The organism is Candidatus Pelagibacter communis (assembly GCF_012932795.1).
Lineage (GTDB): Bacteria > Pseudomonadota > Alphaproteobacteria > Pelagibacterales > Pelagibacteraceae > Pelagibacter > Pelagibacter ubique_S.
Genome location: NZ_LANA01000002.1, coordinates 240,433 through 264,129 on the forward strand (window position 1 = coordinate 240,433; position 23,697 = coordinate 264,129).

Sequence of the window (23,697 nt, forward strand, 5' to 3'; positions counted from 1 at the left end):
ATATATGAGTTTAAGTGACCCTATAGGGGATATGATAGCTAGAATAAAAAATGCTTTAGTGAGAAATCACAAGAAGGTTGCACTGCCATCTTCTAATTTTAAAGTAAAAATTGCTGATATTTTGAAAAATGAAGGTTTTATTAAAGAATATAAAATTGATACAGAGGATAAAAAGCCAGTATTGTCAATAGATCTTAAATATTATTCTGGGAATCCAGTCATTAGTACTTTTGAAAGAGTCTCAAAACCTGGAAGAAGAATTTTTTCAAGTGCAGGTAGTTTACCAAAAATTAATGGTGGGCTTGGTGTTGCAATCGTATCTACCCCAAAAGGTGTTATGACTGATGTTGATGCTAGAAAACAAAAGGTTGGTGGCGAAATAATCTGTAAGGTATTTTAATGTCTAAAATTGGTAAAATAAGCATCTCAATTCCTGAAAAAGTTAAGGCTGTTTTATCAGGCAGTGTTCTTAATATAGAGGGACCATTAGGAAAAAAAGCTCTTAATGTTGATTTAGAGATGTTTAGTGTCAATATTACAGAAGGAAAAGAAATATCAATTAAACCTAAAAAAGTTGATCAAAATTCAAAAAGACTTTGGGGAATGAACAGAAGTTTAATCAACAATGCTGTTATCGGCTCTAGCACTGGATATGAAAAAATACTTGAGTTAGTTGGTGTTGGTTATAGAGCCGCTTTAAAAGAGAAGCAATTAAACTTACAACTGGGTTATAGTCATGACATAAATTTTGACATACCTGAAGGAATTAAAATTATAGTTGAAAAACAAACTACTATTAAAGTTAGTGGTTCGGATAAACAACAAGTTGGCATGGTTTGTTCAAAGATTAAATCTTTTAGAAAACCCGAACCCTATAAAGGCAAAGGTATTAGAGAAAAAGGTCAGCACATATTAAGAAAAGAAGGAAAGAAAAAATAATGAAATTAAAAGCTATTGATAGAAAAAAATTTAGAGTAAGAAATAAAGCAAAAAAAGTCTCTTCTCCTGATAGATTTAGGTTGAGTATTTCTAGATCGTCAAAAAATATATCTGCTCAAATTATTGATGATGTTAAGAATGTAACTTTACTTTCTTCCTCCTCTATTGATAAAGAAATCAGAGATATGAATAAAGTTAATAAGACTGATGTTTCCAAAATTGTAGCTGAAAATCTAGCTAAAAAAGCTTTAGTGAAAAAAATAACAAAAATTTATTTTGATAGAAGTGTTTATAAATATCATGGTAGAGTAAAAGCGTTTGCAGAAACATTACGTAAAAATGGAATGGAATTTTAATTATGGATTTTAAAAATAAAAATGACGACGGAATTTTAGAGAAATTAGTACACATTAACAGAATAACCAAAGTTGTTAAAGGTGGTCGTAGATTTGGTTTTTCAGCACTTGTTGTTGTAGGTAATCAGGCAGGAAAAATTGGGATAGCTCACGCTAAAGCAAAACAAGTTCCTGATGCTATAAAAAAAGCAAATGAAACGGCAAGAAGAGATTTAATTCATATTCCTCTTAGAGAAGGAAGGACTATTCATCATGATGTTTATGGAAAAGATGGTGCAGGAAAAATTGTTTTAAGATCTGCCCCCAAGGGAACGGGTATAATTGCAGGAGGACCTGTAAGAGCTGTTTGTGAAGTTTTAGGTATAAAAGATATTGTTGCTAAATCAATGGGAACATCGAATCCACATAATATGATAAGAGCTACAATGAAAGCTCTTTCTAAACAAAATTCACCAAAACATATAGCAACTATTAGAAATAAAAAAATTTCTGATGTAATTGAAAAAAGAGGTTAATGAGCACATTAAATACAACAGGTAAAGTAACCAAAAGCAAACTTAGAGTTGGAAGAGGTATTGGATCTGGAAAAGGTAAAACATCTGGTAGAGGCGTTAAAGGTCAAAAATCTAGATCTGGAGTTGCAATTAAAGCTTTTGAAGGTGGTCAAATGCCTCTGTATAGAAGATTACCTAAAAGAGGTTTCAATGCTATCAAAAGGTACCAATCTAGCATAGCCATAATGAACTTAGAGAAAATTCAATCTTATATTAATGAAAAAACTATTAACGCTAGTGATACAATAAACATTACATTACTCAAAAAATTAAATTTAATTAATAAAAATTCAGAAAAATTAAAAATACTTGGTACCGGTGACATTAAAGATAAGATAAAAATTGAAGCTGACCTAATATCTAAATCTGCAGTTATTAAATTAGAAAAAGCTGGTGGCACAATTCAATTAAAAAAATAATTAAGATATTATGAGCTCTTCTTCTCAATCTAATGATCTTAAAAACAGAATAATTTTTACAATATTTATCTTGGCAGTTTATAGGTTTGGTACATTTGTTCCAATTCCAGGGATAGACCCTGAACAATTACAAACAATGATGAGTGGTAATCAAAAAGGATTACTTGGAATGTTTAATGTTTTTTCTGGTGGTGCTGTGAGTAGAATGGCAATTTTTGCATTGGGTATAATGCCTTATATTTCTTCATCTATTATTGTTCAATTACTAACTGGTGTATCTGATTATTTTAAAAATTTAAAAGCTCAGGGAGAAATTGGTAGAGCTAAGATTACACAAATAACAAGATATGGAACTGTTTTACTAGCAACCATTCAGGGCTATGGTTTGTCAGTTGGCTTACAGTCATCTGCAAATTTAGTTATTAATCCAGGATTGTTTTTTACGATAACAGCAGTTTCTACTATAGTTGCTGGAACAATGTTTTTAATGTGGCTTGGTGAACAAATAACACAAAGAGGTATTGGTAATGGTATTTCATTAATAATTTTTGCTGGAATAGTTGCTGAAATTCCAAGAGCTTTAGTAACTACTTTTGAATTAGGCAGAACTGGAGCCGTATCAACAATGATGATTATCGGAATTTTCGTATTATTAGTTGGAACAATTATGTTCATTGTTTTTATGGAAAGAGCATTAAGAAAAATTTTAATAAATTACCCCAAAAGACAAATGGGTAATAAAATGTATGGGGGAGAATCTTCTCATTTACCTTTAAAAATTAACCAAGCTGGAGTTATACCAGCAATTTTTGCATCTGCTTTGTTATTACTGCCTGTAACCTTTTCAAATTTTAGTTTTTCTGACAATGATGCTTTTTTAAACATAAGCTCATTTTTTACACAAGGACAACCTCTTTATATGTTATTGTATGCTTCTGGAATAATATTTTTTACTTTCTTCTACACTTCAATAACTTTTAACCCCACAGAAACTGCTGATAATTTAAGAAAATATGGTGGGTTTGTACCAGGAATTAGACCTGGTGAAAATACAGCTTTGTACATAGATAAAATTGTTACTAAACTTACTACGATTGGTGCTTGTTATCTAACACTAGTTTGTTTAATGCCAGAGTTTTTAATTGCAAATTATCCAATACCATTTTATCTGGGTGGTACTTCAATTTTGATTGTTGTTGTTGTTGCAATTGATACCGTAACTCAAATACAAACAAGATTAATGAGCTCACAATATGAGCAATTAATCAAAAAAACTAAATTCGGAAAATAAAAAGTGAATATTATTTTATTCGGCCCTCCTGGAGCAGGTAAGGGAACACAATCTAAGTATTTAGTAAAAAAGTTGAATTGTTTTCAAATATCAACAGGTGATATGTTAAGAGATGAAATAGAAAAAGATTCAGAAATTGGAAAAAAGATAACAGATAATATGAATGAGGGAAAATTTGTTAATGATGACATAGTAAACAATCTTATAAAAAATATTCTATTTGATCCTTTAAAAAAAGATAAATTAATATTTGATGGATATCCTAGATCATTAAGTCAGGCTAAAAATTTAGATTTATTATTAGAAAGCTCAAAACAAAAAATAGATTTTATTTTCTTCCTTAATGTAAATAAAGATACAATTATAAAAAGAATTGAGAAAAGAAAAATCTTAGAAAGAAGATCAGATGATAATACAAATACCATTCTTAAAAGATATGATACCTACATGCAAACTACTAGCCCAGTCTTAGATTTCTATTCTAAAAATCCAAATTTTTATGAAATTGACGGAACCCTTGAAATTGATAAAATAACAAGCAAAATCAACGATATTCTTAAGGTTTAAGACATTGACTTTAGAACATCTTCTTATATAAAAGGCTAAATTTATTCTCAAAAATATGGCTCGTATTGCAGGTGTAAACATACCCCAAAATAAACTTGTTCACATAGGACTAACCTACATCTATGGTATCGGTGACAAGTTTTCAAATCAAATTTGTAAATCATTAGAAATTCCTACAAAAAAAAGAATAAACGAACTAACAGACGATGATATTTTAAAAATAAGAGAATATATTGATGCAAATTTTAAAGTAGAAGGTGATCTAAGAAGAGATTATTCTTTAACTATAAAAAGGTTGATCGATTTAGCATGTTACAGAGGATCAAGACATAGAAAAAAACTTCCAGTAAGAGGACAAAGAACAAGGTGTAACGCAAGAACAAGAAAAGGTAAAGCGATTGCAATAGCAGGTAAAAAACTAACACCACTCAAAAAATAATTGATTTATGGCAAAATTAGATAAAGTAGAAAACAACGATTCTGTTTTAGAAAAAAAAGTTGAAAAAAAATTGGATAAAAAATCTAAGAAAAGTTCATATTCTAAAAAGAAAAAAATAAAAAAAAACATACTTAATGGTATTGCATACGTGCAGTCAACTTTTAACAATACGATAATCTCTATAGCAGATACTAATGGAAATGTTATTTCATGGGCCTCATCTGGTCAAAAAGGTTTTAAAGGATCTAGAAAATCCACTCCTTATGCAGCACAAATAGCAGCTGACTCTGCTGCATCAAAAGCTCAAGAGTGTGGTATGAAAACTTTATCTGTTGAAGTTAAAGGTCCAGGCTCAGGAAGAGAAACAGCATTAAGAGCTCTACAAGCAAGAGGATTCAAAATTCTTTCGATAAAAGATACAACACCAATGCCACATAATGGCGTGCGTCCACCAAAGAAAAGGAGAGTTTAAATGGAAAGTTTAAATGTAAATGTTAAAAACTGGAAATCATTAATTAAACCAGCTCAATTAGATGTTAAAATTAGTGATGATAAATCCCAAGCAACAATTGTAGCAGAACCTTTAGAAAAAGGTTATGGATTGACTTTAGGTAATTCTTTAAGAAGAATTTTACTCTCTTCAATCAGAGGAGCAGCAGTAACATCATTACAAATTGATGGTGTGTTACATGAATTTACATCTATTAAAGGTGTGCGTGAAGATGTTACAGATATTGTGTTAAATGTTAAATCTTTAGCATTAAAAAGTTCATCAGAAACCTCAAAAAAATTGATCTTAGATGCAAAAGGTCCAGGTGAAATTAAAGCTTCTGATATTACTTCTGTGGCTGATATTGAAATTTTGAACCCAGATTTAGTAATTTGTAACTTAGATGAAAAAACAAATTTTCACATGGAAATGAACGTTGGTAATGGGAAAGGGTACGTGCCCGCAGTAATGAATAAACCCGAAGAGCCACCATTAGGTCTTATAGCTATAGACTCACTTTATAGTCCTGTTAAAAAAGTTTCATACTCTGTTAGTACTGCGAGAGAAGGAAAAGCTCTTGATTATGATAAGTTGACTATGCAAGTAGAAACAAATGGCTCAATATCAGCTGAAGATGCAGTTGCTTACTCTGCTAGAATATTTCAAGATCAGCTAAATATGTTTGTTAATTTTGATGAGCCGGTGGAAACTACAGTTAAGGAAGTATCAACGGAACCTGAGTTTAACAAAAATCTTTTAAGAAAAGTAGATGAATTAGAACTATCAGTTCGTTCAATGAATTGCCTAAAAAATGATAATATTATTTATATAGGTGACTTAGTACAAAAATCTGAAGGAGAAATGCTTAGAACACCAAACTTCGGAAGAAAATCACTAAATGAAATAAAAGAAGTTTTGACTGGTATGTCCTTATATTTGGGTATGGAAATACCTAATTGGCCTCCTGATAATATTGCTGAAATGTCTAAAAAGTTAGAGGAACAGATCTAATGAGACATGGGATGGCTAATAAGAAGTTAAACAGAACTTCAGAACATAGAAAAGCTTTATTAAAGAATATGCTAAATTCATTAATAAAATATGAACAGATTACTACAACACTTCCGAAAGCTAAGTTTTTGAAGCCTCAAGCTGACAAAATTATAACTTTAGGAAAAAAGGAAACACTTCAGACAACAAAAATGTTAATGTCAAAATTGCAGGATATAATATCTACTAATAAAGTTAAAAAAACCTTATCCAAAAGGTATCTAACAAGAAAAGGTGGTTACACTAGAATTGTAAAAGCAGGATTTAGATATGGTGATAATGCACCAATGGCAATTATAGAATTTGTAGATAGAGATGTTGAGGCAAAGAGGGTTGATAAAAAGAAAAAAGAAGCAGGTAAAAATAAAACTGAAGAAAAAAAATTAGCTACTGCTTAATTTTCCATATAAAATAATATCATCATGAAAAAGTCATTTAACGTTGATTCAACGTTTAACGATATGCGTATCGATCGATGGATACGTAATAATCTAGGTAATTATCCTCAAGGTCTAATAGAAAAAAGTTTAAAAAGTGGAAAAGTTAAAATTAATAGTAAAAAAATAAAAAGCTCACATAAGGTAAAAACAGGGGATGTTATAAACCTATTTAATTTTGATTTTAAAGAAACAATTGTTCAAAAAACAATTAAATTTGACCCATCAGAAGAAATTATTAAAGAGAACGAAGAACTTATAATTGATAATAATAGCGACTTCATTGTTCTTAATAAAAGTTCTGGAATTTCAGTTCAAGGAGGAACTAAATCCAAAAAAAATCTTATTGATATATTTACACGTAGTGAAATTTTTAAAAATACGAAGCCATTTTCTGTTCACAGATTAGATAAAGATACATCAGGAGTTTTTATTATGGCTAAACATAGAGAGTCTGCACAGCTTTTAACTTCTTTATTTAGACTTAGAAAAGTTCACAAAACTTACTTAGCTATATGTCATGGAGAATTACAAAAAGATTTTGGTGAATGGAATGATAATCTAACGAGATATGATAATGATAAGGAAATTGTTGAAAGAGCACGTACAACCTATAAAGTATTAGATAAAAATTCTATTTGTAGTCTAGTAGAAATGAAACCTATTACAGGTAGAAAACATCAGCTTAGGAAACAATTATATGCAGCTGGTTGTCCTATATATGGTGATAAAAAATATAGATTTAGTAATACAAATAAAGCTATTAATAAAAATTTAATGCTTCATTCATATCAAATCAAGTTTATGATAAAGGATAAAAAATATACATACACAGCTTTACTGCCTGATTATTTTAAAAAACTTTTAAAAACTAAAAGACTTAGATTTCTAAGTTCATAGATAAGTTTTTAATTATTATATCGCTCAATTTATTATAATTTTGGTCATTAATTTTTTTTAGGTTAGTAACACCTTTATCTGAAATTCCACATGGAATTATATTTAGATATTTTAAAATGTCGTTATCAATATTTATTGCAAACCCATGATAGGCAACCCATTTACTAACTCTTACACCAATTGCAGCAACTTTTTTAATTCCAGAATTTGTATTAACCCAAATACCAATATTTTTTGGATCTCCAAAACATTTGATATTAAATTCAGCTAGACTTTCGATAATTGTTTTTTCAATTAGTGTTATTAATTTCCTAATGTCTTTTTTTCTTGGCTTTAAATCTATAACAAAATAACATATTAGTTGACCTGGCCCATGATAGGTAATTTTACCACCTCGGTTAGTTTTAAATATTTTGATACTTTTATTTAAAATTTCATTTTCTTTATAACTTGTACCAGCTGTATAAATTTCATCATGTTCTAAAACCCAAATTAAATCACTTTTTTTATTGTTGGTAATTTCCAATAATCTTTCTTCTAAATACTTTATAGCTACATCATATTTTACTGGTTTTATTGACTTTTTAATTTCTATTTTCATTTATAAATTGTAATATTCTTATTATGCATTAAGAGTTCAAAATTGATTTATAGGTAAATTTATGTCTTTAATAAAAAAAATAAAAGATAAAAAAGTTAATTTTGAGTTTAATAAAGAGTATTTAAAAGTTGTTACAAATAAAATCACTAATAATGATGCTCAATTTATTACAAATTCATTTAATGAAATGCATCCAGCAGATGCAGCTGATATTATTGAACATCTAAGTCAAAATGATAGAGAAAACTTAATAAAACTTAATAATTTTAATATTGATCCTGAGGTTTTCGTTGAACTTAATGAGTCTGTTCAATCAGAAATTATTGCTTATCTCTCATCTGATTCAATCGTCAAACTTTTAACAAATTTAGAATCAGACGATGCAATTGCAATTTTAGAAAATGTTGATGAAAAAGATAAAAACGATATATTAAGTTCATTACCACCAAAAGATCGTTTTGCTTTATTAGAAAGTTTGAGTTACCCAGAAGACACAGCTGCGAGAATAATGCAACGTGATTTTACAGCTATTCCAAGTAATTGGTCAGTGGGTCAAACAATAGACTATTTACGCGAAAACAAAGATTTACCAGAGGAGTTTCTTGAAATTTTTATTGTAGATGAAGATTTTAAACCAATTGGAACTGTACCTTCGTCTAAAGTTTTAACAGCTTCAAGAGATATAAAAATGCTTACTATAATGTCCGAGTCACAATTGTTAATACCTGTTGACATGGATAAAGAAGAAGTGGGTAATGTTTTTGAAAATTATAATTTAAATTCAGCTGCTGTAGTGGATAAAACGAATAAACTAGTAGGCATGATCACGTATGATGATGTTTTAACTGTTTTGAAAGAAGAGGCGGAAGAAGATGCTTTAAGATTGGCAGGTGTAGGTGATGAAGAAATTACTGATGGTGTTTTAACAAAAACTAAAAGAAGATTTAATTGGCTCTTACTAAATCTTTTTACTGCTTTTCTTGCAACATGGGTTATTAGTTTATTTGGTGCAACTATAGAACAGATGGTTGTTCTAGCCTTTTTAATGCCAATCGTTGCATCTATGGGTGGTAACGCTGGTATGCAAACTTTGGCAGTTACTGTAAGGACTTTAGCTACAAACGATTTAACTAAAAATAACTTTACACAAAATATTTTAAAAGAATTTAATATTGGAATTTTAAATGGAATTATTTTTGCAATAATTAGCGCATTGATCGTACATTTATGGTTTGGTGACAATTTGCTTTCTTTAATTATTTCAGTATCGATGATTATTACGATGATGGTGGCAGGCTTATTTGGAATTGTTGTCCCTTTAACATTAAAAAAAATGGATATTGATCCAGCAATTGCGTCTAGTGTTTTTGTTACTACAATTACTGATGTAATTGGTTTTGTTTCATTTTTAGGAGTTAGTGCTTACTTTCTTTAAAAATTGTCTATAAGTCTTACATTTTTTAAGTAGTAGGCAACAAAAATTTTAAATGGCTTATTCTTTAAATTAGTTTTGAGATCAATTGTGTTCCTACATTCCAAATACTCAATTTTAATTTTAAATTTTTTTATAAGATCATCTTTTATTTTTTTAATCAATTTTTTATCTTTAATGTTTTTTTTAATTAAATTTTTAAGTTTAATTAACTCTAAAGAAATTTTTCCAGCTTTTTTAAAACTTTCTAAATCCAGTAATGAATTTCTTGAGGATAATGCTACTTTATTTACATCTCTTACTGTTTTGCATGCAATAACTTTTGTTTTGTATTTTCTTTCAATAAAATTGCGTGCTAAAAAAAATTGTTGATAATCTTTTTCTCCCATAAAAATATTTTTGGGTTTAATTATATCAGTAAATCTACCCATAACATTAAGTACGCCCTCAAAATGCCCCTTTCTAAATTTGGCACAAAGTATCTTTTCAGATTTATTTAATCTAGTTATTTTATGTTTCTTATTATTGTAAATTTGACTAACAGTTGGCACATAAAGAAAATCAACTTTTAAGCTTTTTAGTAATTTTATATCTTTATTTAGATTTCGAGGATATGTTTTGAAATCATTGTTATCGTTAAATTGAGTAGGATTAACAAAAATACTAACTAATGTTTTTTTGCATTTTTGTTTAGAGGAATTAATAAGTGAAGCATGTCCTTTATGTAGACTTCCCATTGTAGGAACAAACCCTAATTCCCTCTGACTACTTATTGCCTTATTTAAATCAGTAATTTGTCTTATTAATTTCATTTGTAATATCAATATTAATAAGTAAAACATTTGTATGATTAAACAAGCTATTATTCCTTTAGCAGGACTTGGAACTAGATTGTTACCACTAACTAGTGTTTTTGCTAAAGAGCTTTTACCTATTAATGGTAAGCCAGGAATAGAATATATTTTAGACGAATGTATAAGTGCTGGAATTAAAGAAGTTATTTTTATTATATCTCAAAAAAAATTAATGATTAAGAAATATTTTTATAATGATAAATTTTATAAAGATATAATTAAAAAAAAAAAAGATCCAAGAATTATTCAAGAATATAAAAAAATCTTAAAATACAAGAAAATGATTAAATTTGTTTTTCAAGATAAACCGCTTGGAACTGGTGATGCGGTATTGAAAACAAAAAAATATATTAAAGATAAATATTTTCTAATGTTATTACCTGATGATTTGATTGTTAAAAATAATTGTTCCAAATCGATGATTGCTGTTCATAAAAAGTATAATTCATCTGTAATGGCTAGTATGAAAGTAAATAAAAAAGAAGTTTCAAGATGGGGAATTTACAGTGTTAAAAATAAAGTAAATAAGAATAATTTTACAATTAAAAATGTTGTAGAAAAACCTTCTATCAAATTAGCACCATCAAATAATGCTGTTATAGGAAGGTATATTTTACCTAAAACAATATTTAAAAAATTATCAAAACTTAAACCTGGTAAAGGTGGTGAGATCCACATTACTGATGCCATACAATCTTTAATAAGTGATAACTATAAGTTTATCGGTCATAATTTTTCAGGGAAATACTTAGATTGTGGCACAATGAAAGGTTATATTAATTCAACTTTGGAGATTTCTAAAATATGAAACTTTGCATGATAGGCACAGGTTATGTGGGTTTAGTGAGTGGCGTGTGCTTTTCTGATCTTGGTAATGATGTTATCTGTGTTGATAAAGATTTAAACAAAATTAAAAATTTAAAAAAAGGAATTATTCCAATTTATGAGCCTGGATTAGATGAGTTAGTTTTAAAAAATTTTAAAAATAAAAGATTAAAATTTTCATCAAATTTAAAAGACTCAATATTAAAATCAGATATTATTTTCATATGTGTTGGTACACCGACTAAAAAAAATAGTAGTGCTGCTGATTTAAGTCAAGTTTACAATGTTGCAAAAGAAATTAGTACTTCTATTAATAAATTTAAAATTATTATTACTAAATCTACTGTTCCAGTTACTACAGGTGATGAAATTGAAAAAATATTTTCAAAAAAAGTATCTAAAAAATTATTTTCTGTGGTGTCAAATCCTGAATTTTTAAGAGAAGGTGAAGCTATAAGAGATTTCATTTATCCAGACAGAATAGTTATCGGCACTAAAGACAAACGATCAAATAAAATATTAAAAAATCTTTATTCACCACTTATATCCAAAGGAGCAAAATATATTAACACTTCAAGACGAGCTGCAGAATTAATCAAATATGCTTCGAATGCCTTTTTAGCTACTAAAATAACTTTTATTAATGAATTATCAAACTTATGTGAAAAAATAGATGTTAATATTGAAGATATTTCTATTGGTATGGGTCTTGATAAAAGAATTGGTAGTCGTTTTTTAAGAGCAGGACCAGCTTATGGTGGATCATGTTTTCCAAAAGACACCAAAGCTATAGTCTCTACAAGTGATAAATTTAAAACTAATCTATCTGTTATTAAAAGCGTAATTAAATCTAACAATAACAGATCCTCTTTATTATTAAAACGAGTTTTTGATATATTAAATAACAACATTCAAAATAAAAGAATATGTTTTTTAGGTGTAACATTTAAGGCTAATACAGATGATATGAGAGATTCATCATGCCTATCCATGATACCTTCTTTAGTTAAAAAAGGGGCTAAAATAAATTATTTTGACCCGACAGGTAAAAAAAATGTTTTTAATAAGATTAAAAATGTTACATTTTCTAATGATGTTAAATCTGCAATAACAAAAGCTGACTTAATAATTATTCACACAGAATGGAATGACTTTAAATCAATCAATTTTAAAAAAGGTGTCAAAAATAAAAATTATAAAATATTTGATATGAGAAATATTTATTCTGCAAAAAAAATGAAAGAACAGAAGATCAAATATTTTGCTATAGGTTGTTAATTTAGCTCGAATATAGCATCAACTTCCACTGATACCCCAAGCGGCAAACTATTTGTACTAATAGCAGCTCTTGTATGCATTCCAGCGTCACCAAAAATTGAAACTATTAAATCAGAAGCACCGTTGATTACTTTAGGCTGCTCTGTAAAGTCTTCTGTAGAATTTACAAAGCCTGTTAATTTTATGCACGATTTAATTTTAGAAAGATCATCATTACAAGCCTTTTTGACTTGTGAGATTATACTTAAGCCACACCTTTTAGCAGCCTCGTAACCATCTTCAGTTTTTAAGTCTTTACCAATTTTACCTTTTATTAATTCGCCATCAGCAGATATTGAAATTTGGCCAGAAATAAAAAGCATTTTTCCTATAATTTTTGAAGCTACATATGATCCTACTGGAGCTTTAGCATCTGGTAATATTATCTTTAGTTCACTAATTTTTTTTTCAAAATTCATAATTATTTAGTTTTTTTCTTTTTTTTCTTTTTTTTAATTTTATCGTATTCTTTTCTTTTCTCAATCAATATTAGCGCCTCTTCCATATTAATTTCTAAAGGATCTTTTTCCTCAGGTATTGTTGCATTGAGTGATTTATATTTAATATATGGTCCATATTGACCCTTCATTACCCTTACAGGTTTTTTATCCTCTGGATGTTCGCCTAAATCTTTAATTATGGATGCTGACATTCTGCCAGGTTTAGCTTCTGCTATTAAGGTTATTGCTCTATTTAAACCAATTGAAAAAATTTCTTCAACATTTTCAATTCTAGCAGATTTATTTTCACACTTTAGATATGGACCAAATCTTCCTGTATTTAAAAGGATATTTTTTTGATTTTCAGGGTTGATACCTAAATTTTTTGGTAATGAGCACAAAAACTTAGCCCTATCAAGATCTACACTATCTAATGTAATTCCTTTAGGAATAGACACATTTCTTAAATTATTATCTTCTTTTTCTATCTTCTTTTTTTTTGTTTTCTTTTTCTTTTTTGTTTCAATTACAATCTCTTCCTTAATTTCCTCAATTTTTTCATATTGTAAGTAGGGGCCAAATCTTCCATTTTTAAGATAGATATCATTACCATTTTCATGTTTTCCTATAAACTTTGGTTCAGCTAGTTGAGATTGAGCAGCTGCTTTAGCTTTAGAAAGAGGTCTAGTAAATTTACAATCTGGATAATTTGAACAACCTATAAAAGCACCCCCTCTAAAACTATTTTTTAAACTTAATGATCCACTGTCACATAACTTACATTGTCTATTAATATTTCCATTTTTATCTCTTTCAAAAATCAAACTACCCAAACTATCATTTAATAGATCTAAAACTTCTCTAGTTCTTTTTTCCTTAACGTCAGATACATTTTGATTAAAATCTTTCCAAAACAACTCAAGAACTTTTATCCATCCTTCTTTACCGGTGGTAATGTCATCAAGTTGATTTTCTAAACTTGCAGTGAAGTTATAATCAACATATTTAGAGAAAAGTTTTTCTAGAAAAGCAGAAATTAATTTACCACGATCTGTAGGGTGAAATCTTTTATTAATTGCTTCTGCATACCCTCTAGTAGATATAACAGATATTATACTTGCATAAGTTGAAGGTCTTCCAATACCAAGTTCTTCTAATTTTTTAACTAAACTTGCTTCTGAGTATCTTGGTGGTGGTTGTGTAAAATGTTGTTCATCTAATAAAGCCTCTATATTAACTGGACCTTTGTTCATTTCAGGAAGGATGTCTTCATCATCATCTTTTTTAGTATCTTTCATAACCTTTAAGAAACCATCAAATTTAATAACAGATCCACTAACTTTACAAATTGTTCCATTATCATATGAACTTATCGTAATAGTATTTCTATCAAATTGAGCGGGTTTCATTTGAGAGGATAGGGCTCTACTCCAAATTAAATCATATAATTTATGTTGATCTGGACTTAGATATTTTTTAACAGTATCAGGTGCACGCATAATATCTGTAGGTCTAATAGCTTCGTGTGCTTCTTGAGCATTTTTAGCTTTTTTCCCAGAGTAGCTAGCTGCATTTTCTGGAATATATTTCTCACCAAATTCATTTTTTATATATTTCCTGAAAGTGTCTATAGCGTCTGTAGATAAGTTGGTACCATCTGTTCGCATATAAGTTATAAGACCAATAGTTTCACCATCTATTTCTATACCTTGATAAAGTTTTTGAGCTATCTGCATTGTTCGTGATGCACCAAATCCCAATCTACCAGAAGAAACTTGCTGTAATGTAGAGGTAGTAAAAGGGCCCGAAGGGTTTCTGTTAACAACTTTGCTTGAGATGTCATTTATATTAAACTTCTTAGACTTAACTTCTTCAATTGCTTTATCAATTTCAGCTTTATTTTTAAAAGAAAATTTTTCAATTTTTTTATCATTTAATTGAGTGATACTTGCTAATATAGAATTTTTATCATTATCGTTGAATTGAACACTTAAAGTCCAAAATTCTTCTGGATCAAAAAGCTCTATTTCATGTTCTCGTTCTGTAATTAATTTTAAAGCAACTGATTGAACACGTCCTGCAGATTTAGAGCCAGGAAGTTTTGTCCATAAAATTGGTGATATATTAAAGCCAACTAAATAGTCTAAGGCTCTTCTAGCCATATAGGCATCAACAAGCAGTGGCTCGATTTGTCGTGGGTTTTCAATTCCATGAATTACTGCTTTTTTTGTAATTTCATTAAAAACAACTCTTTCTACATGCTTGTCCTTAATTAATTTTTTCTCATTCAAATATTCTTTAACATGCCAAGCAATCGCCTCTCCCTCACGGTCGGGGTCAGTTGCTAGTATAATTTTTGAAGAAATTTTAGCTGCATCTGTAATTTCTTTAAGATATTTTTTAGAAAAACTATCTACTTCCCATTCCATTTTAAAATTATTTTCTGGATCAACAGATCCATTTTTTGAAGGTAGGTCTCTAATATGACCATAACTTGCTAATACAATATAATCATCACCCAGATATTTATTAATTGTTTTTGCTTTAGCTGGACTTTCTACGACTACAAGATTCATTATTAAACAAATTACTTAAAAGACTTAGATAGTCAAATCAATAAATTTTAGTCTTAGTTTCTTCTTTATTTTTCAATCGTTTAACATTTTCTCTATGTGTATAGAATATAAGTACAAACATTATCATGAAAAATATTGAACTATAATCGTTAAATATTATCAAATAAAATGGAATTATTAGACTGCTAACAAGAGATGAAAGTGATGAGTATTTTGAAATAAGAAATATAACAGCCCAACTAACAATAAACACTAAACCCAAAACTATGTTTATTGAAAATAATATTCCAACATATGTTGCAACACCCTTACCCCCTTTAAATTTAAGCCATATTGGAAAAACGTGTCCTAAAAAGGAACTTAATGATGCAATAAAGATATAATCAGGATAATTAAATTTTACATATAAAACAGGCAATACAGCTTTTGTTATATCTAGTAATAAAGTTGAGTAACCTAACGTTTTATTACCTGTTCTAAGAGCATTTGTAGCTCCAATGTTTCCTGAACCAATATCTCTAATATCTTTTTTTAAAAATATTTTTGTAAGTATAAAACCAAAAGGTATTGATCCTAATAAATATGAGCTTAATGTAACAATTAAATATTCCATTATTATAATTTGAATAATTCTTCACCTTTTACAAATGTATTAGTGACCTTACCTTGGAGTTTTTTGTCCTCAATGGAGGTGTTTTTTGATTTGGAGACAAGTTTATCTTTTTTAACAACCCATGGCTTATCAATATCTACAATACAAAAATCTGCTTCATTACCCACTGAAAGATTGCCCTTATCAATTTTTAAAATTTTTGCAGGGTTTGATGTTAGGGCTTTAATTATGGTTTCTAATTTAACAGAGCCATTGTGATATAACTCTAGACTTAGTGATAAAAGCGTTTCTATTCCTGATGCTCCAGTTGAAGCTTGTGCAAAAGTTAATCTTTTTTGCTCTTCATCTTCTGGTTTGTGATCAGATACAATAACATCAATAGTTTCATTTTTTAACCCCTCAACAAGAGCTACTCTATCTTCTTCTGTTCTTAATGGTGGGGAGAGTTTTAAAAATGTTTTAAAGTCTCCAATATCAATCTCATTTAATGAAAGATTGTTAATAGATACACCAGTTGTAAATTTAACATTATTTTTTCTTTCCTCAATTATCTCAACTGATTTTGCAGCTGAGATTTGTGATATATGATATCTACATTTAATATTTTCTAATAATGTTAAGTCTCTCTCTATAATTAGTCTTTCAGCAACAGCAGGTATTCCAGATAAACCAAGTTTTGTTGCAATAATTCCAGAGTTTATCATTCCATTTTTAGATAAATCGAAGTCTTCAGCATGTTGCATGATTAGTGTGCCTAAATCCTTAGCTGAATTCATTATGCGAGACATTAGTCTTGTATTTTGGATAGTTTTAACACCATCTGTAAATCCAATTATACCTCTGCTTTGTAGTAAACCAAACTCGGTCATACTAATTCCTTCAATATTTTTTGTAAGGGCGGCACTTGGGTATACGTTAATTTTAGATTTATCTCTTCCACGTCTTTTTAAAAAATCTACTATTGAAACATTATCTATAATTGGATCTGTATTTGGCATAGTGACTACTGAAGTAACTCCACCTGCAAGTGCTGCATTACTTAGAGTTCTGAAATTTTCTTTATATTCATAACCAGGCTCTCCTGCAAAAACTCTCATATCAACTATACCAGGGAATATATATTTACCTTTTAGATCCATTGGTTTTTCTCTTGAAGGAATATTGTTTGTGTTTACTTTTTTACCAACAGCTTCAATTGACCCATTTTCTCCTATTATTAATCCTCCATTCTCACTTATTGAATTATGAGGATCAACTATATTGCCATTTATAAAGTATTGTTTTTTCATTTATTCACAAAAAATTTTTAAACAAGCCATTCTTACTGCAACACCCAGTTCAACTTGTTCTTTAATTACACTTCTATTAATGTCATCTGCTAATTTAGTATCTATCTCAATTCCTCTATTCATTGGACCAGGATGCATTATTAAAGCATCTTCTTTTGCATGAGAAAGTTTATCTGGTGTAAGTCCATAATATTCATAGTATTCTCTATTAGAAGACAAGAAAGAACTAGTCATCCTTTCATTTTGTAACCTTAGCATCATTACAATATCACAATCTTTCAGACCTTTTTTCATATCTGAAAATGTATTAACACCAAACTTTTCTATTTCTTTTGGCATTAGGTTTGATGGTGCAATAATGTTAACTTCTGCACCCAACATATTTAGAAGATAAATATTTGATCTTGCAACACGTGAATGAGTTATGTCACCACAAATCGCAACCCTCAAACCTTCAATTTTCTTTTTACGATTTATAATCGTTAAAGCATCTAGTAAAGCTTGAGTAGGGTGTTCACGGCTTCCATCACCAGCATTAAGTACTGCACAATTTACTTTTTGAGATAAAAGATTACATGCACCTGAATCCTGGTGTCTAATTACAATTATATCTGGATGCATTGCATTTAAAGTCATTGCGGTATCTATTAGTGTTTCACCTTTCTTAATAGCAGAATTTGCCATATTCATTGACATAACATCTGCACCCAATCTTTTTCCAGCTAATTCAAATGAACTTTGTGTTCTAGTAGAGGGTTCAAAAAATAAATTTATTTGAGTTTTACCGTTTAAAACATTTAATCTTTTATTTTTACTTTGGTTGAGTTTAATGAAAGTTTTAGCTTCGTCTAAAATTTGATTAACATCGTTAATAGAAAGATCTTGAATACCCAGAAGGTGTTTTTGAGAGATTTTAATAGCTTTATTTGTTTTAGTTGCCATTAAAATTAACTCTATAACTATTAACCATCAATATGGCAAGTTAATTATTTAAATAGTCAATTGCACCTTGTAAAATAAAGGCTGCAGCATTTTGATCAATTGTTTTAACTCTTTTTGAAACATTAACGTCTAATAAACTTGACAGATTAAATGCCCCAACTGTTGAAAGTCTCTCATCCCACAATATTACAGGTAGGTCTATAGATTTTGATATGTTCGATGCAACATCATTAACTGATTGAGCAGATCTACCTAGACTGCCATCCATATTAACTGGGTTTCCGACAATTATTCCACCAATATTATTATCTTTAATTATTATCTTAAGTTCATCAATTAGTTCGTTTGTGTTGGTTTTGTTTATGGTTTTAAAGGGTGTGGCTATAGATTGTCTTTCATCACAAATTGAGACACCAATTCTTTTAGAGCCTAAATCTAAACCTATAAATCTTACCTTATTTGAGTGTTTTATTTTAAAATCTTCAATTGTGATCATATTGTATATTTTATACTTAAGTGATAGTTTGCCGACATATTTAATTACCACATGACAATTGATCTTAAAACAATAAAGCATATATCTAAATTATCAAGAATTTCAGTTGATGATGCAAAAGCTAATAAATTAGCTGGAGATCTTAACTCTATATTTGATTTCATTGAAAAATTGAATGAACTCAATACTGATAATGTTGAGCCTTTAACCTCTGTTGCAGAGACCACATTAAAATCAAGAGCTGATGAGGTTAAAAGTGAAAATATAAGAGATCAAATATTAAAAAACTCACCAGATGAAAATGAAGATTTTTTTGTAGTACCAAGGGTTGTTGAATAATGTCAGATATCACATCACTCACTTTAACTGAATTGGTTAAAAATATTAAAGATAAAAAGATTTCTTCTGAAGAAACTACCAAAGCTTTTATTGATAGAGGAGAAAAGTCTAGAGATTTAAATGCTTACATAACAGAAGATTTTTCTAATGCACTTTTGAAAGCTAAAAGTTTTGATCAAAAGCCTAACTTTGATTTAAAGCTTCCAGGAGTTCCAATGGCGGTTAAAGATTTGTTTTGTACAAAAGATGTAAAAACTACAGCAGGTAGTAAAATTCTAAATAATTTTATTCCACCATACGAGTCTACTGTTACTCAAAATATTTGGGATGTGGGTGCGATATTACTTGGTAAGTTAAATTGTGATGAGTTTGCAATGGGCTCGTCTAACGAAACTAGTTTTTTTGGAAATGTACAAAGTCCAATTGATAAAGGTTTGGTCCCAGGAGGCTCTTCAGGAGGTTCTGCATCAGCACTAGCAGCCAATTTAACACCTATTACAATTGGAACCGATACTGGTGGCTCTATTAGACAACCTGCCTCATTTACAGGTACCGTTGGATTAAAGCCTACTTATGGAAGTTGTTCACGTTATGGAATTGTTGCTTTTGCATCTTCATTAGATCAAGCAGGGCCAATGTCTAAAGATGTAAAAGATTGTGCACTTCTTCAAGAAATAATTAGCACTTATGACGAAAAAGATTCAACATCAATTGATTTTAAAAGAAATGAATACAGTAAAGAACTAACAAATAATATCAAAGGTAAGAAAATTGGAGTTCCAAAAGAATATAGAGTTGATAGAATGCCAAAGGAGATAGAAGATTTATGGACTAAGGGAATTGAGTATGCAAAAGATTGTGGTGCTGAAATTATTGAAATTTCGCTGCCTCATACAAATTATGCTCTACCTACTTATTATATAGTAGCCCCAGCTGAAGCTTCTTCAAACTTAGCTAGATATGATGGTGTTAAGTATGGTTTTAGATCTAAAGGTGAAAATCTTATTGATATGTACGAAAAAACAAGATCTGAAGGTTTTGGTAGCGAAGTTCAAAGAAGAATAATGATAGGAACATATGTTTTATCCTCTGGTTATTATGATGCTTATTATCTAAAGGCACAAAAAGTTAGAAAATTAATTAAAAATGATTTTGAAGAAGCTTACAAAAAAGTTGATGCAATTTTAACTCCATCGACACCAAGTGCTGCTTTTAAAATTGGTGAAAAAACTAATGACCCAGTTTCAATGTATTTAAATGATATATTCACAGTTCCAGTTAATTTAGCTGGATTACCTGCGATTTCTATTCCAGCAGGAGTAGATGTTAAGGGTTATCCATTGGGACTTCAAATTATTGGTAAAGCTTTTGACGAACAAAATATTTTAAACATTGCGTACGCTATGGAAGAGAAAATTCAGTTTAGAAACAAAATTACTGACTGGTGGATTAAATAAATGACTAAAGATAATTCAGAATATTTAATTGAAAGACGAGATAATGTTTACGAAGTAGTAATTGGTCTTGAAGTTCATGCTCAAGTTACATCAAATTCAAAATTATTTTCATCTTCATCAACAACTTTTGGTGCCGAACCTAATACACAAGTAAGTTTAGTGGACGCTGCATTTCCAGGAATGCTTCCAGTTATTAATGAGTACTGTGTAAAACAAGCAATTAAAACGGGCATAGGCCTAAGAGCTCAAATTAATAAAAGATCAGTTTTTGATCGAAAAAATTATTTTTATGCAGATCTTCCACAAGGTTATCAGATTTCACAATTTAAATATCCTATAGTAGGAGAGGGCACTGTTGTTCTTGATATGGCACATGGCCAAAAGGAAGTTGGTATAGAAAGATTGCACCTAGAGCAAGATGCTGGAAAAAGTATTCATGATATGGACCCACAAAATACATTAGTTGATTTAAATAGATCTGGCGTAGCTTTAATGGAAATTGTTAGTAAACCAGACATGAGAACCCCAGATGAAGTTAGTGCTTATGTTAAAAAATTAAGATCTATTATGAGATACCTTGGTACGTGTGATGGAAATATGCAGGAAGGCTCTTTAAGAGCTGACGTTAATATTTCTGTTAGAATTAAAGGTTCAGATAAACTTGGAACTCGTTGTGAGATTAAAAATGTTAACTCAATTAAATTTATGCAAATGGCTATTGATTATGAAGCTAACAGACAAGTTGATTTAATTGAAGAAGATAAAACAATCGATCAAGAAACAAGACTATTTGATACTAAAAAAAATGAAACAAGATCTATGAGATCTAAAGAGGATGCTCATGATTATAGATATTTTCCAGATCCAGATTTATTACCATTAGAAGTAACTGATGAATTTATTGAAAAACTTAAAGCAGATATTCCAGAACTGCCAGATGATAAAAAGAAAAGATTTATTGATGAATTTAAAGTCTCTGCTTACGAGGCTACAATATTAGTATCTGACATTGATACAGCTAAATATTTTGAGGAAGTTGTTGCTAAAATGGGCAAAAACCGAGATATGAAATTAGCCGTTAACTGGATTACAGGTGAATTGTTTGCTGTTTTAAATAATAAAAATTTAGAAATTACACAAAGTCCAATAAGTGCAAAAAATTTGGCAAAATTAATTAATCTAATTAAGAATGGAACAATCTCTGGAAAAATAGCTAAAACAATATTTGAATTAATGATTGATGGAGACATAGATCCTCAAATAATTGTTGAGAAAAAAGGTTTAAAACAAGAAAGTGACCCTAAGGCATTAGAGGCTTTAATTGATAAGATTATCAATGATAATAGGGAAAAAGCTATTGAATATAAGAATGGTAAAGAAAAGCTATTTGGTTTCTTTGTAGGACAAGCAATGAAAGCTTCAAGTGGCAAAGCTAATCCACAACTAATAAATGAAATATTAAAGAAAAAACTTCAATAGTCTTAAAATAGGTATACACAAAGGACTTAAAAAACCATGGCTAAGAACCTTGAAATTACAGAAAAACTTGAAAAATATATAAAAAATTTTAGTTTAAAGTTAAATCCCATTCAGCAAGAAATAATTGATTACAATAATACACTTGGAGACGTTAAGAGAATGCAAGTAGCAACATCTCAATGTCATTTTCTTCATTTAATTATAAAAACCTCTAATATCAAAAGAGTGCTTGAGATTGGTACTTTTACTGGGTTAAGTGCTCTTTCAATAGCATTAGCACTACCGGATGATGGCAAACTTGTTGCACTAGATAAAGATGAAGAAACGAACAAAGTTGCATTAGATTTTTTTAAAAAAGCAAATCTTAATAATAAAATTCAAACAATTGTTAAACCTGCATTAGACAGTTTGGATGAATTTAAGAATAGTAAATTTGATATGGTTTTCATTGATGCTGATAAAATGAATTATAAAGAATATTATGAAAGATCACTTAAGTTATTGGACAAAGGTGGATTGATTATTGTAGACAATGTTTTATGGCATGGTGAAGTTGCTGATGAAGATAATTTAGATAAATATACAATAAATATCAGAGATTTTAATACTTATGTTGCAAACGATAAAAGAGTGGAACAAATCATAATACCTTTAGGTGACGGCATGACTGTTTGTAGAGTGTTATAATGTTCGATATATTTGGTTTTTATAAATTTAAAAAAATAACCTCTTTAAAAAAAAATAAGGTTTTACTACAGGATTTTTTAATTAAAAAAAATATCCGAGGAACAATAATTATAGCTAGTGAAGGAGTAAATGCAACAATCTCAGGTAAAGCTGTTGATTTAAAGTCTACTATCACAGAGATTAAAAAGATATTAAATTTTAAAAAGTTTGATAGTGAAAATATTTCAAAAAGTAAATTTCAACCCTTTCACAAACCCAAAGTTAAGATTAAAAAAGAAGTAGTCCCTATGGGTCTTTCTTTGTCATCAAAAAATAAAAAAGATAATCATGTTGACCCTAAAAAATGGAATAAGTTGATTAACGATAAAGAAACATTAGTTTTAGATTCAAGAAAACCATTTGAATATGATATTGGAACTTTTAAAGAATCAGTTAACCCTGATGTTCACAATTTTAGAGAATTTCCAAAATACTTAAATAAGCTAAAAAAAACAAAACCAATTGCAATGTTTTGTACTGGTGGAATAAGATGTGAAAAAGCTTCAGTATTTTTAGAAAAAAAAGGTTTTAAAAATATTTATCAGCTAAAAGGTGGAATTTTAAATTACTTAAAAAATATTAAAAAAAAAGAAAGTCTATGGAATGGTGAGTGCTTTGTTTTTGATAACAGAATCAGTGTAAAACATGGATTGGTAACTGGCACATATTCAATGTGTAGTGGTTGTAGAAAACCTGTTTCACAAAAAGATAAGAAGTCTAAAAAATATGAAGAGGGTGTTTCGTGTGTAAACTGTCATGATAAATTAACTCAAACTCAAAAAGAGAGATTTCGGATGAGACAAAAGCAAATAAACCTTGCTAAAAAGAGTGGTTCAAAGCATATATTCAAAAAAGAATTTATATAAAGT

General features: G+C 29.1%; 28 protein-coding genes. 20 read left to right on the top strand and 8 right to left on the bottom strand.

Annotated elements, in window-relative coordinates:
• Positions 1–4: 4 nt before the first annotated feature.
• From rpsH to VP91_RS05365, 12 genes are read left to right on the top strand one after another with little or no spacing between them, the layout of a single operon-like run.
• Positions 5–400, top strand: a complete 396-nt coding sequence (rpsH, locus tag VP91_RS05310) for a 30S ribosomal protein S8 (protein WP_169036414.1) — start codon at positions 5–7, stop codon at positions 398–400.
• A complete protein-coding gene (gene rplF, locus VP91_RS05315) occupies positions 400–939 on the top strand; it encodes a 50S ribosomal protein L6 (RefSeq protein ID WP_169036415.1) in 540 nt (179 codons plus the stop codon). Before rpsH ends, rplF begins: the two co-directional genes overlap by 1 nt.
• Positions 939–1,295: a 50S ribosomal protein L18 gene (rplR, locus tag VP91_RS05320; RefSeq protein ID WP_169036416.1), complete on the top strand. Its 357-nt coding sequence runs from the start codon at positions 939–941 to the stop codon at positions 1,293–1,295. Before rplF ends, rplR begins: the two co-directional genes overlap by 1 nt.
• A gap of 2 nt (positions 1,296–1,297) precedes the next feature.
• Positions 1,298–1,810, top strand: a complete 513-nt coding sequence (gene rpsE / locus VP91_RS05325; protein ID WP_169036417.1) for a 30S ribosomal protein S5 — start codon at positions 1,298–1,300, stop codon at positions 1,808–1,810.
• Positions 1,810–2,268, top strand: a complete 459-nt coding sequence (rplO, locus tag VP91_RS05330; RefSeq protein ID WP_169036418.1) for a 50S ribosomal protein L15 — start codon at positions 1,810–1,812, stop codon at positions 2,266–2,268. The genes rpsE and rplO overlap by 1 nt, the downstream gene beginning before the upstream one ends.
• A gap of 10 nt (positions 2,269–2,278) precedes the next feature.
• Positions 2,279–3,559 carry a preprotein translocase subunit SecY gene (gene secY / locus VP91_RS05335; protein ID WP_169036419.1) on the top strand — a complete coding sequence of 427 codons (1,281 nt, stop codon included), beginning with the start codon at positions 2,279–2,281 and terminating at the stop codon, positions 3,557–3,559.
• Positions 3,560–3,562: 3 nt separating this feature from the next.
• Positions 3,563–4,126, top strand: coding sequence for an adenylate kinase (locus VP91_RS05340; protein WP_169036420.1), 564 nt, complete (start codon positions 3,563–3,565; stop codon positions 4,124–4,126).
• Between the two features lie 55 nt (positions 4,127–4,181).
• Positions 4,182–4,565, top strand: a complete 384-nt coding sequence (gene rpsM, locus VP91_RS05345; protein WP_169036421.1) for a 30S ribosomal protein S13 — start codon at positions 4,182–4,184, stop codon at positions 4,563–4,565.
• Between the two features lie 7 nt (positions 4,566–4,572).
• Positions 4,573–5,037 (top strand): 30S ribosomal protein S11, encoded by a 465-nt coding sequence (gene rpsK, locus VP91_RS05350; RefSeq protein ID WP_169036422.1) that lies wholly within the window; start codon positions 4,573–4,575, stop codon positions 5,035–5,037.
• Positions 5,038–6,066 carry a DNA-directed RNA polymerase subunit alpha gene (locus tag VP91_RS05355; protein ID WP_169036423.1) on the top strand — a complete coding sequence of 343 codons (1,029 nt, stop codon included), beginning with the start codon at positions 5,038–5,040 and terminating at the stop codon, positions 6,064–6,066.
• Positions 6,066–6,503, top strand: a complete 438-nt coding sequence (gene rplQ, locus VP91_RS05360) for a 50S ribosomal protein L17 (RefSeq protein WP_169036424.1) — start codon at positions 6,066–6,068, stop codon at positions 6,501–6,503. Before VP91_RS05355 ends, rplQ begins: the two co-directional genes overlap by 1 nt.
• A gap of 24 nt (positions 6,504–6,527) precedes the next feature.
• A complete protein-coding gene (locus VP91_RS05365) occupies positions 6,528–7,442 on the top strand; it encodes an RluA family pseudouridine synthase (RefSeq protein ID WP_169036425.1) in 915 nt (304 codons plus the stop codon).
• Here VP91_RS05365 and lipB read toward each other — a convergent pair.
• A complete protein-coding gene (gene lipB / locus VP91_RS05370) occupies positions 7,423–8,043 on the bottom strand; it encodes a lipoyl(octanoyl) transferase LipB (RefSeq protein ID WP_169036426.1) in 621 nt (206 codons plus the stop codon). The two genes, VP91_RS05365 and lipB, sit on opposite strands and share 20 nt — an antisense overlap.
• A 61-nt stretch (positions 8,044–8,104) precedes the next feature.
• Between lipB and mgtE the strand changes: the two genes are divergently transcribed.
• Positions 8,105–9,478 (top strand): magnesium transporter, encoded by a 1,374-nt coding sequence (gene mgtE / locus VP91_RS05375; protein ID WP_169036427.1) that lies wholly within the window; start codon positions 8,105–8,107, stop codon positions 9,476–9,478.
• Here mgtE and panC read toward each other — a convergent pair.
• A complete protein-coding gene (gene panC / locus VP91_RS05380; protein WP_169036428.1) occupies positions 9,475–10,317 on the bottom strand; it encodes a pantoate--beta-alanine ligase in 843 nt (280 codons plus the stop codon). The two genes, mgtE and panC, sit on opposite strands and share 4 nt — an antisense overlap.
• A gap of 4 nt (positions 10,318–10,321) precedes the next feature.
• Between panC and VP91_RS05385 the strand changes: the two genes are divergently transcribed.
• A complete protein-coding gene (locus VP91_RS05385; RefSeq protein ID WP_169036429.1) occupies positions 10,322–11,137 on the top strand; it encodes a sugar phosphate nucleotidyltransferase in 816 nt (271 codons plus the stop codon).
• The gene (locus VP91_RS05390; protein WP_169036430.1) at positions 11,134–12,432 is read left to right on the top strand and encodes a UDP-glucose dehydrogenase family protein; all 1,299 of its coding nucleotides are present in this window, start codon (positions 11,134–11,136) and stop codon (positions 12,430–12,432) included. The genes VP91_RS05385 and VP91_RS05390 overlap by 4 nt, the downstream gene beginning before the upstream one ends.
• On the opposite strand, the gene VP91_RS05395 is transcribed toward VP91_RS05390, so the two are convergent.
• Genes VP91_RS05395 through ruvX form a run of 6 tightly spaced genes read right to left on the bottom strand, consistent with a single transcriptional unit; the run spans position 12,429 to position 18,827 of the window.
• On the bottom strand, positions 12,429–12,890 hold the full coding sequence (locus tag VP91_RS05395) for a RidA family protein (protein ID WP_169036431.1): 462 nt from the start codon (positions 12,888–12,890) through the stop codon (positions 12,429–12,431). The genes VP91_RS05390 and VP91_RS05395 overlap by 4 nt on opposite strands.
• A gap of 2 nt (positions 12,891–12,892) precedes the next feature.
• Positions 12,893–15,487: a type I DNA topoisomerase gene (topA, locus tag VP91_RS05400; RefSeq protein WP_169036432.1), complete on the bottom strand. Its 2,595-nt coding sequence runs from the start codon at positions 15,485–15,487 to the stop codon at positions 12,893–12,895.
• Between the two features lie 37 nt (positions 15,488–15,524).
• The gene (gene plsY, locus VP91_RS05405; RefSeq protein ID WP_169036433.1) at positions 15,525–16,100 is read right to left on the bottom strand and encodes a glycerol-3-phosphate 1-O-acyltransferase PlsY; all 576 of its coding nucleotides are present in this window, start codon (positions 16,098–16,100) and stop codon (positions 15,525–15,527) included.
• Between the two features lie 2 nt (positions 16,101–16,102).
• Positions 16,103–17,389, bottom strand: coding sequence for a dihydroorotase (gene pyrC / locus VP91_RS05410; protein WP_169036434.1), 1,287 nt, complete (start codon positions 17,387–17,389; stop codon positions 16,103–16,105).
• Positions 17,390–18,331: an aspartate carbamoyltransferase catalytic subunit gene (locus tag VP91_RS05415; protein ID WP_169036435.1), complete on the bottom strand. Its 942-nt coding sequence runs from the start codon at positions 18,329–18,331 to the stop codon at positions 17,390–17,392. It abuts the gene before it with no gap.
• A gap of 40 nt (positions 18,332–18,371) precedes the next feature.
• On the bottom strand, positions 18,372–18,827 hold the full coding sequence (gene ruvX, locus VP91_RS05420; protein WP_169036436.1) for a Holliday junction resolvase RuvX: 456 nt from the start codon (positions 18,825–18,827) through the stop codon (positions 18,372–18,374).
• 51 nt (positions 18,828–18,878) lie between these two features.
• Here ruvX and gatC point away from each other — a divergent pair, with 51 nt between their 5' ends.
• From gatC to VP91_RS05445, 5 genes are read left to right on the top strand one after another with little or no spacing between them, the layout of a single operon-like run.
• The gene (gene gatC, locus VP91_RS05425; RefSeq protein WP_169036437.1) at positions 18,879–19,166 is read left to right on the top strand and encodes an Asp-tRNA(Asn)/Glu-tRNA(Gln) amidotransferase subunit GatC; all 288 of its coding nucleotides are present in this window, start codon (positions 18,879–18,881) and stop codon (positions 19,164–19,166) included.
• On the top strand, positions 19,166–20,623 hold the full coding sequence (gene gatA / locus VP91_RS05430; RefSeq protein ID WP_169036438.1) for an Asp-tRNA(Asn)/Glu-tRNA(Gln) amidotransferase subunit GatA: 1,458 nt from the start codon (positions 19,166–19,168) through the stop codon (positions 20,621–20,623). The genes gatC and gatA overlap by 1 nt, the downstream gene beginning before the upstream one ends.
• Positions 20,624–22,102, top strand: coding sequence for an Asp-tRNA(Asn)/Glu-tRNA(Gln) amidotransferase subunit GatB (gene gatB, locus VP91_RS05435; protein ID WP_169036439.1), 1,479 nt, complete (start codon positions 20,624–20,626; stop codon positions 22,100–22,102).
• Between the two features lie 36 nt (positions 22,103–22,138).
• Positions 22,139–22,789 (top strand): O-methyltransferase, encoded by a 651-nt coding sequence (locus tag VP91_RS05440; RefSeq protein WP_169036440.1) that lies wholly within the window; start codon positions 22,139–22,141, stop codon positions 22,787–22,789.
• The gene (locus VP91_RS05445; RefSeq protein WP_169036441.1) at positions 22,789–23,694 is read left to right on the top strand and encodes a rhodanese-related sulfurtransferase; all 906 of its coding nucleotides are present in this window, start codon (positions 22,789–22,791) and stop codon (positions 23,692–23,694) included. The genes VP91_RS05440 and VP91_RS05445 overlap by 1 nt, the downstream gene beginning before the upstream one ends.
• The last annotated feature ends 3 nt before the right edge of the window (positions 23,695–23,697 follow it).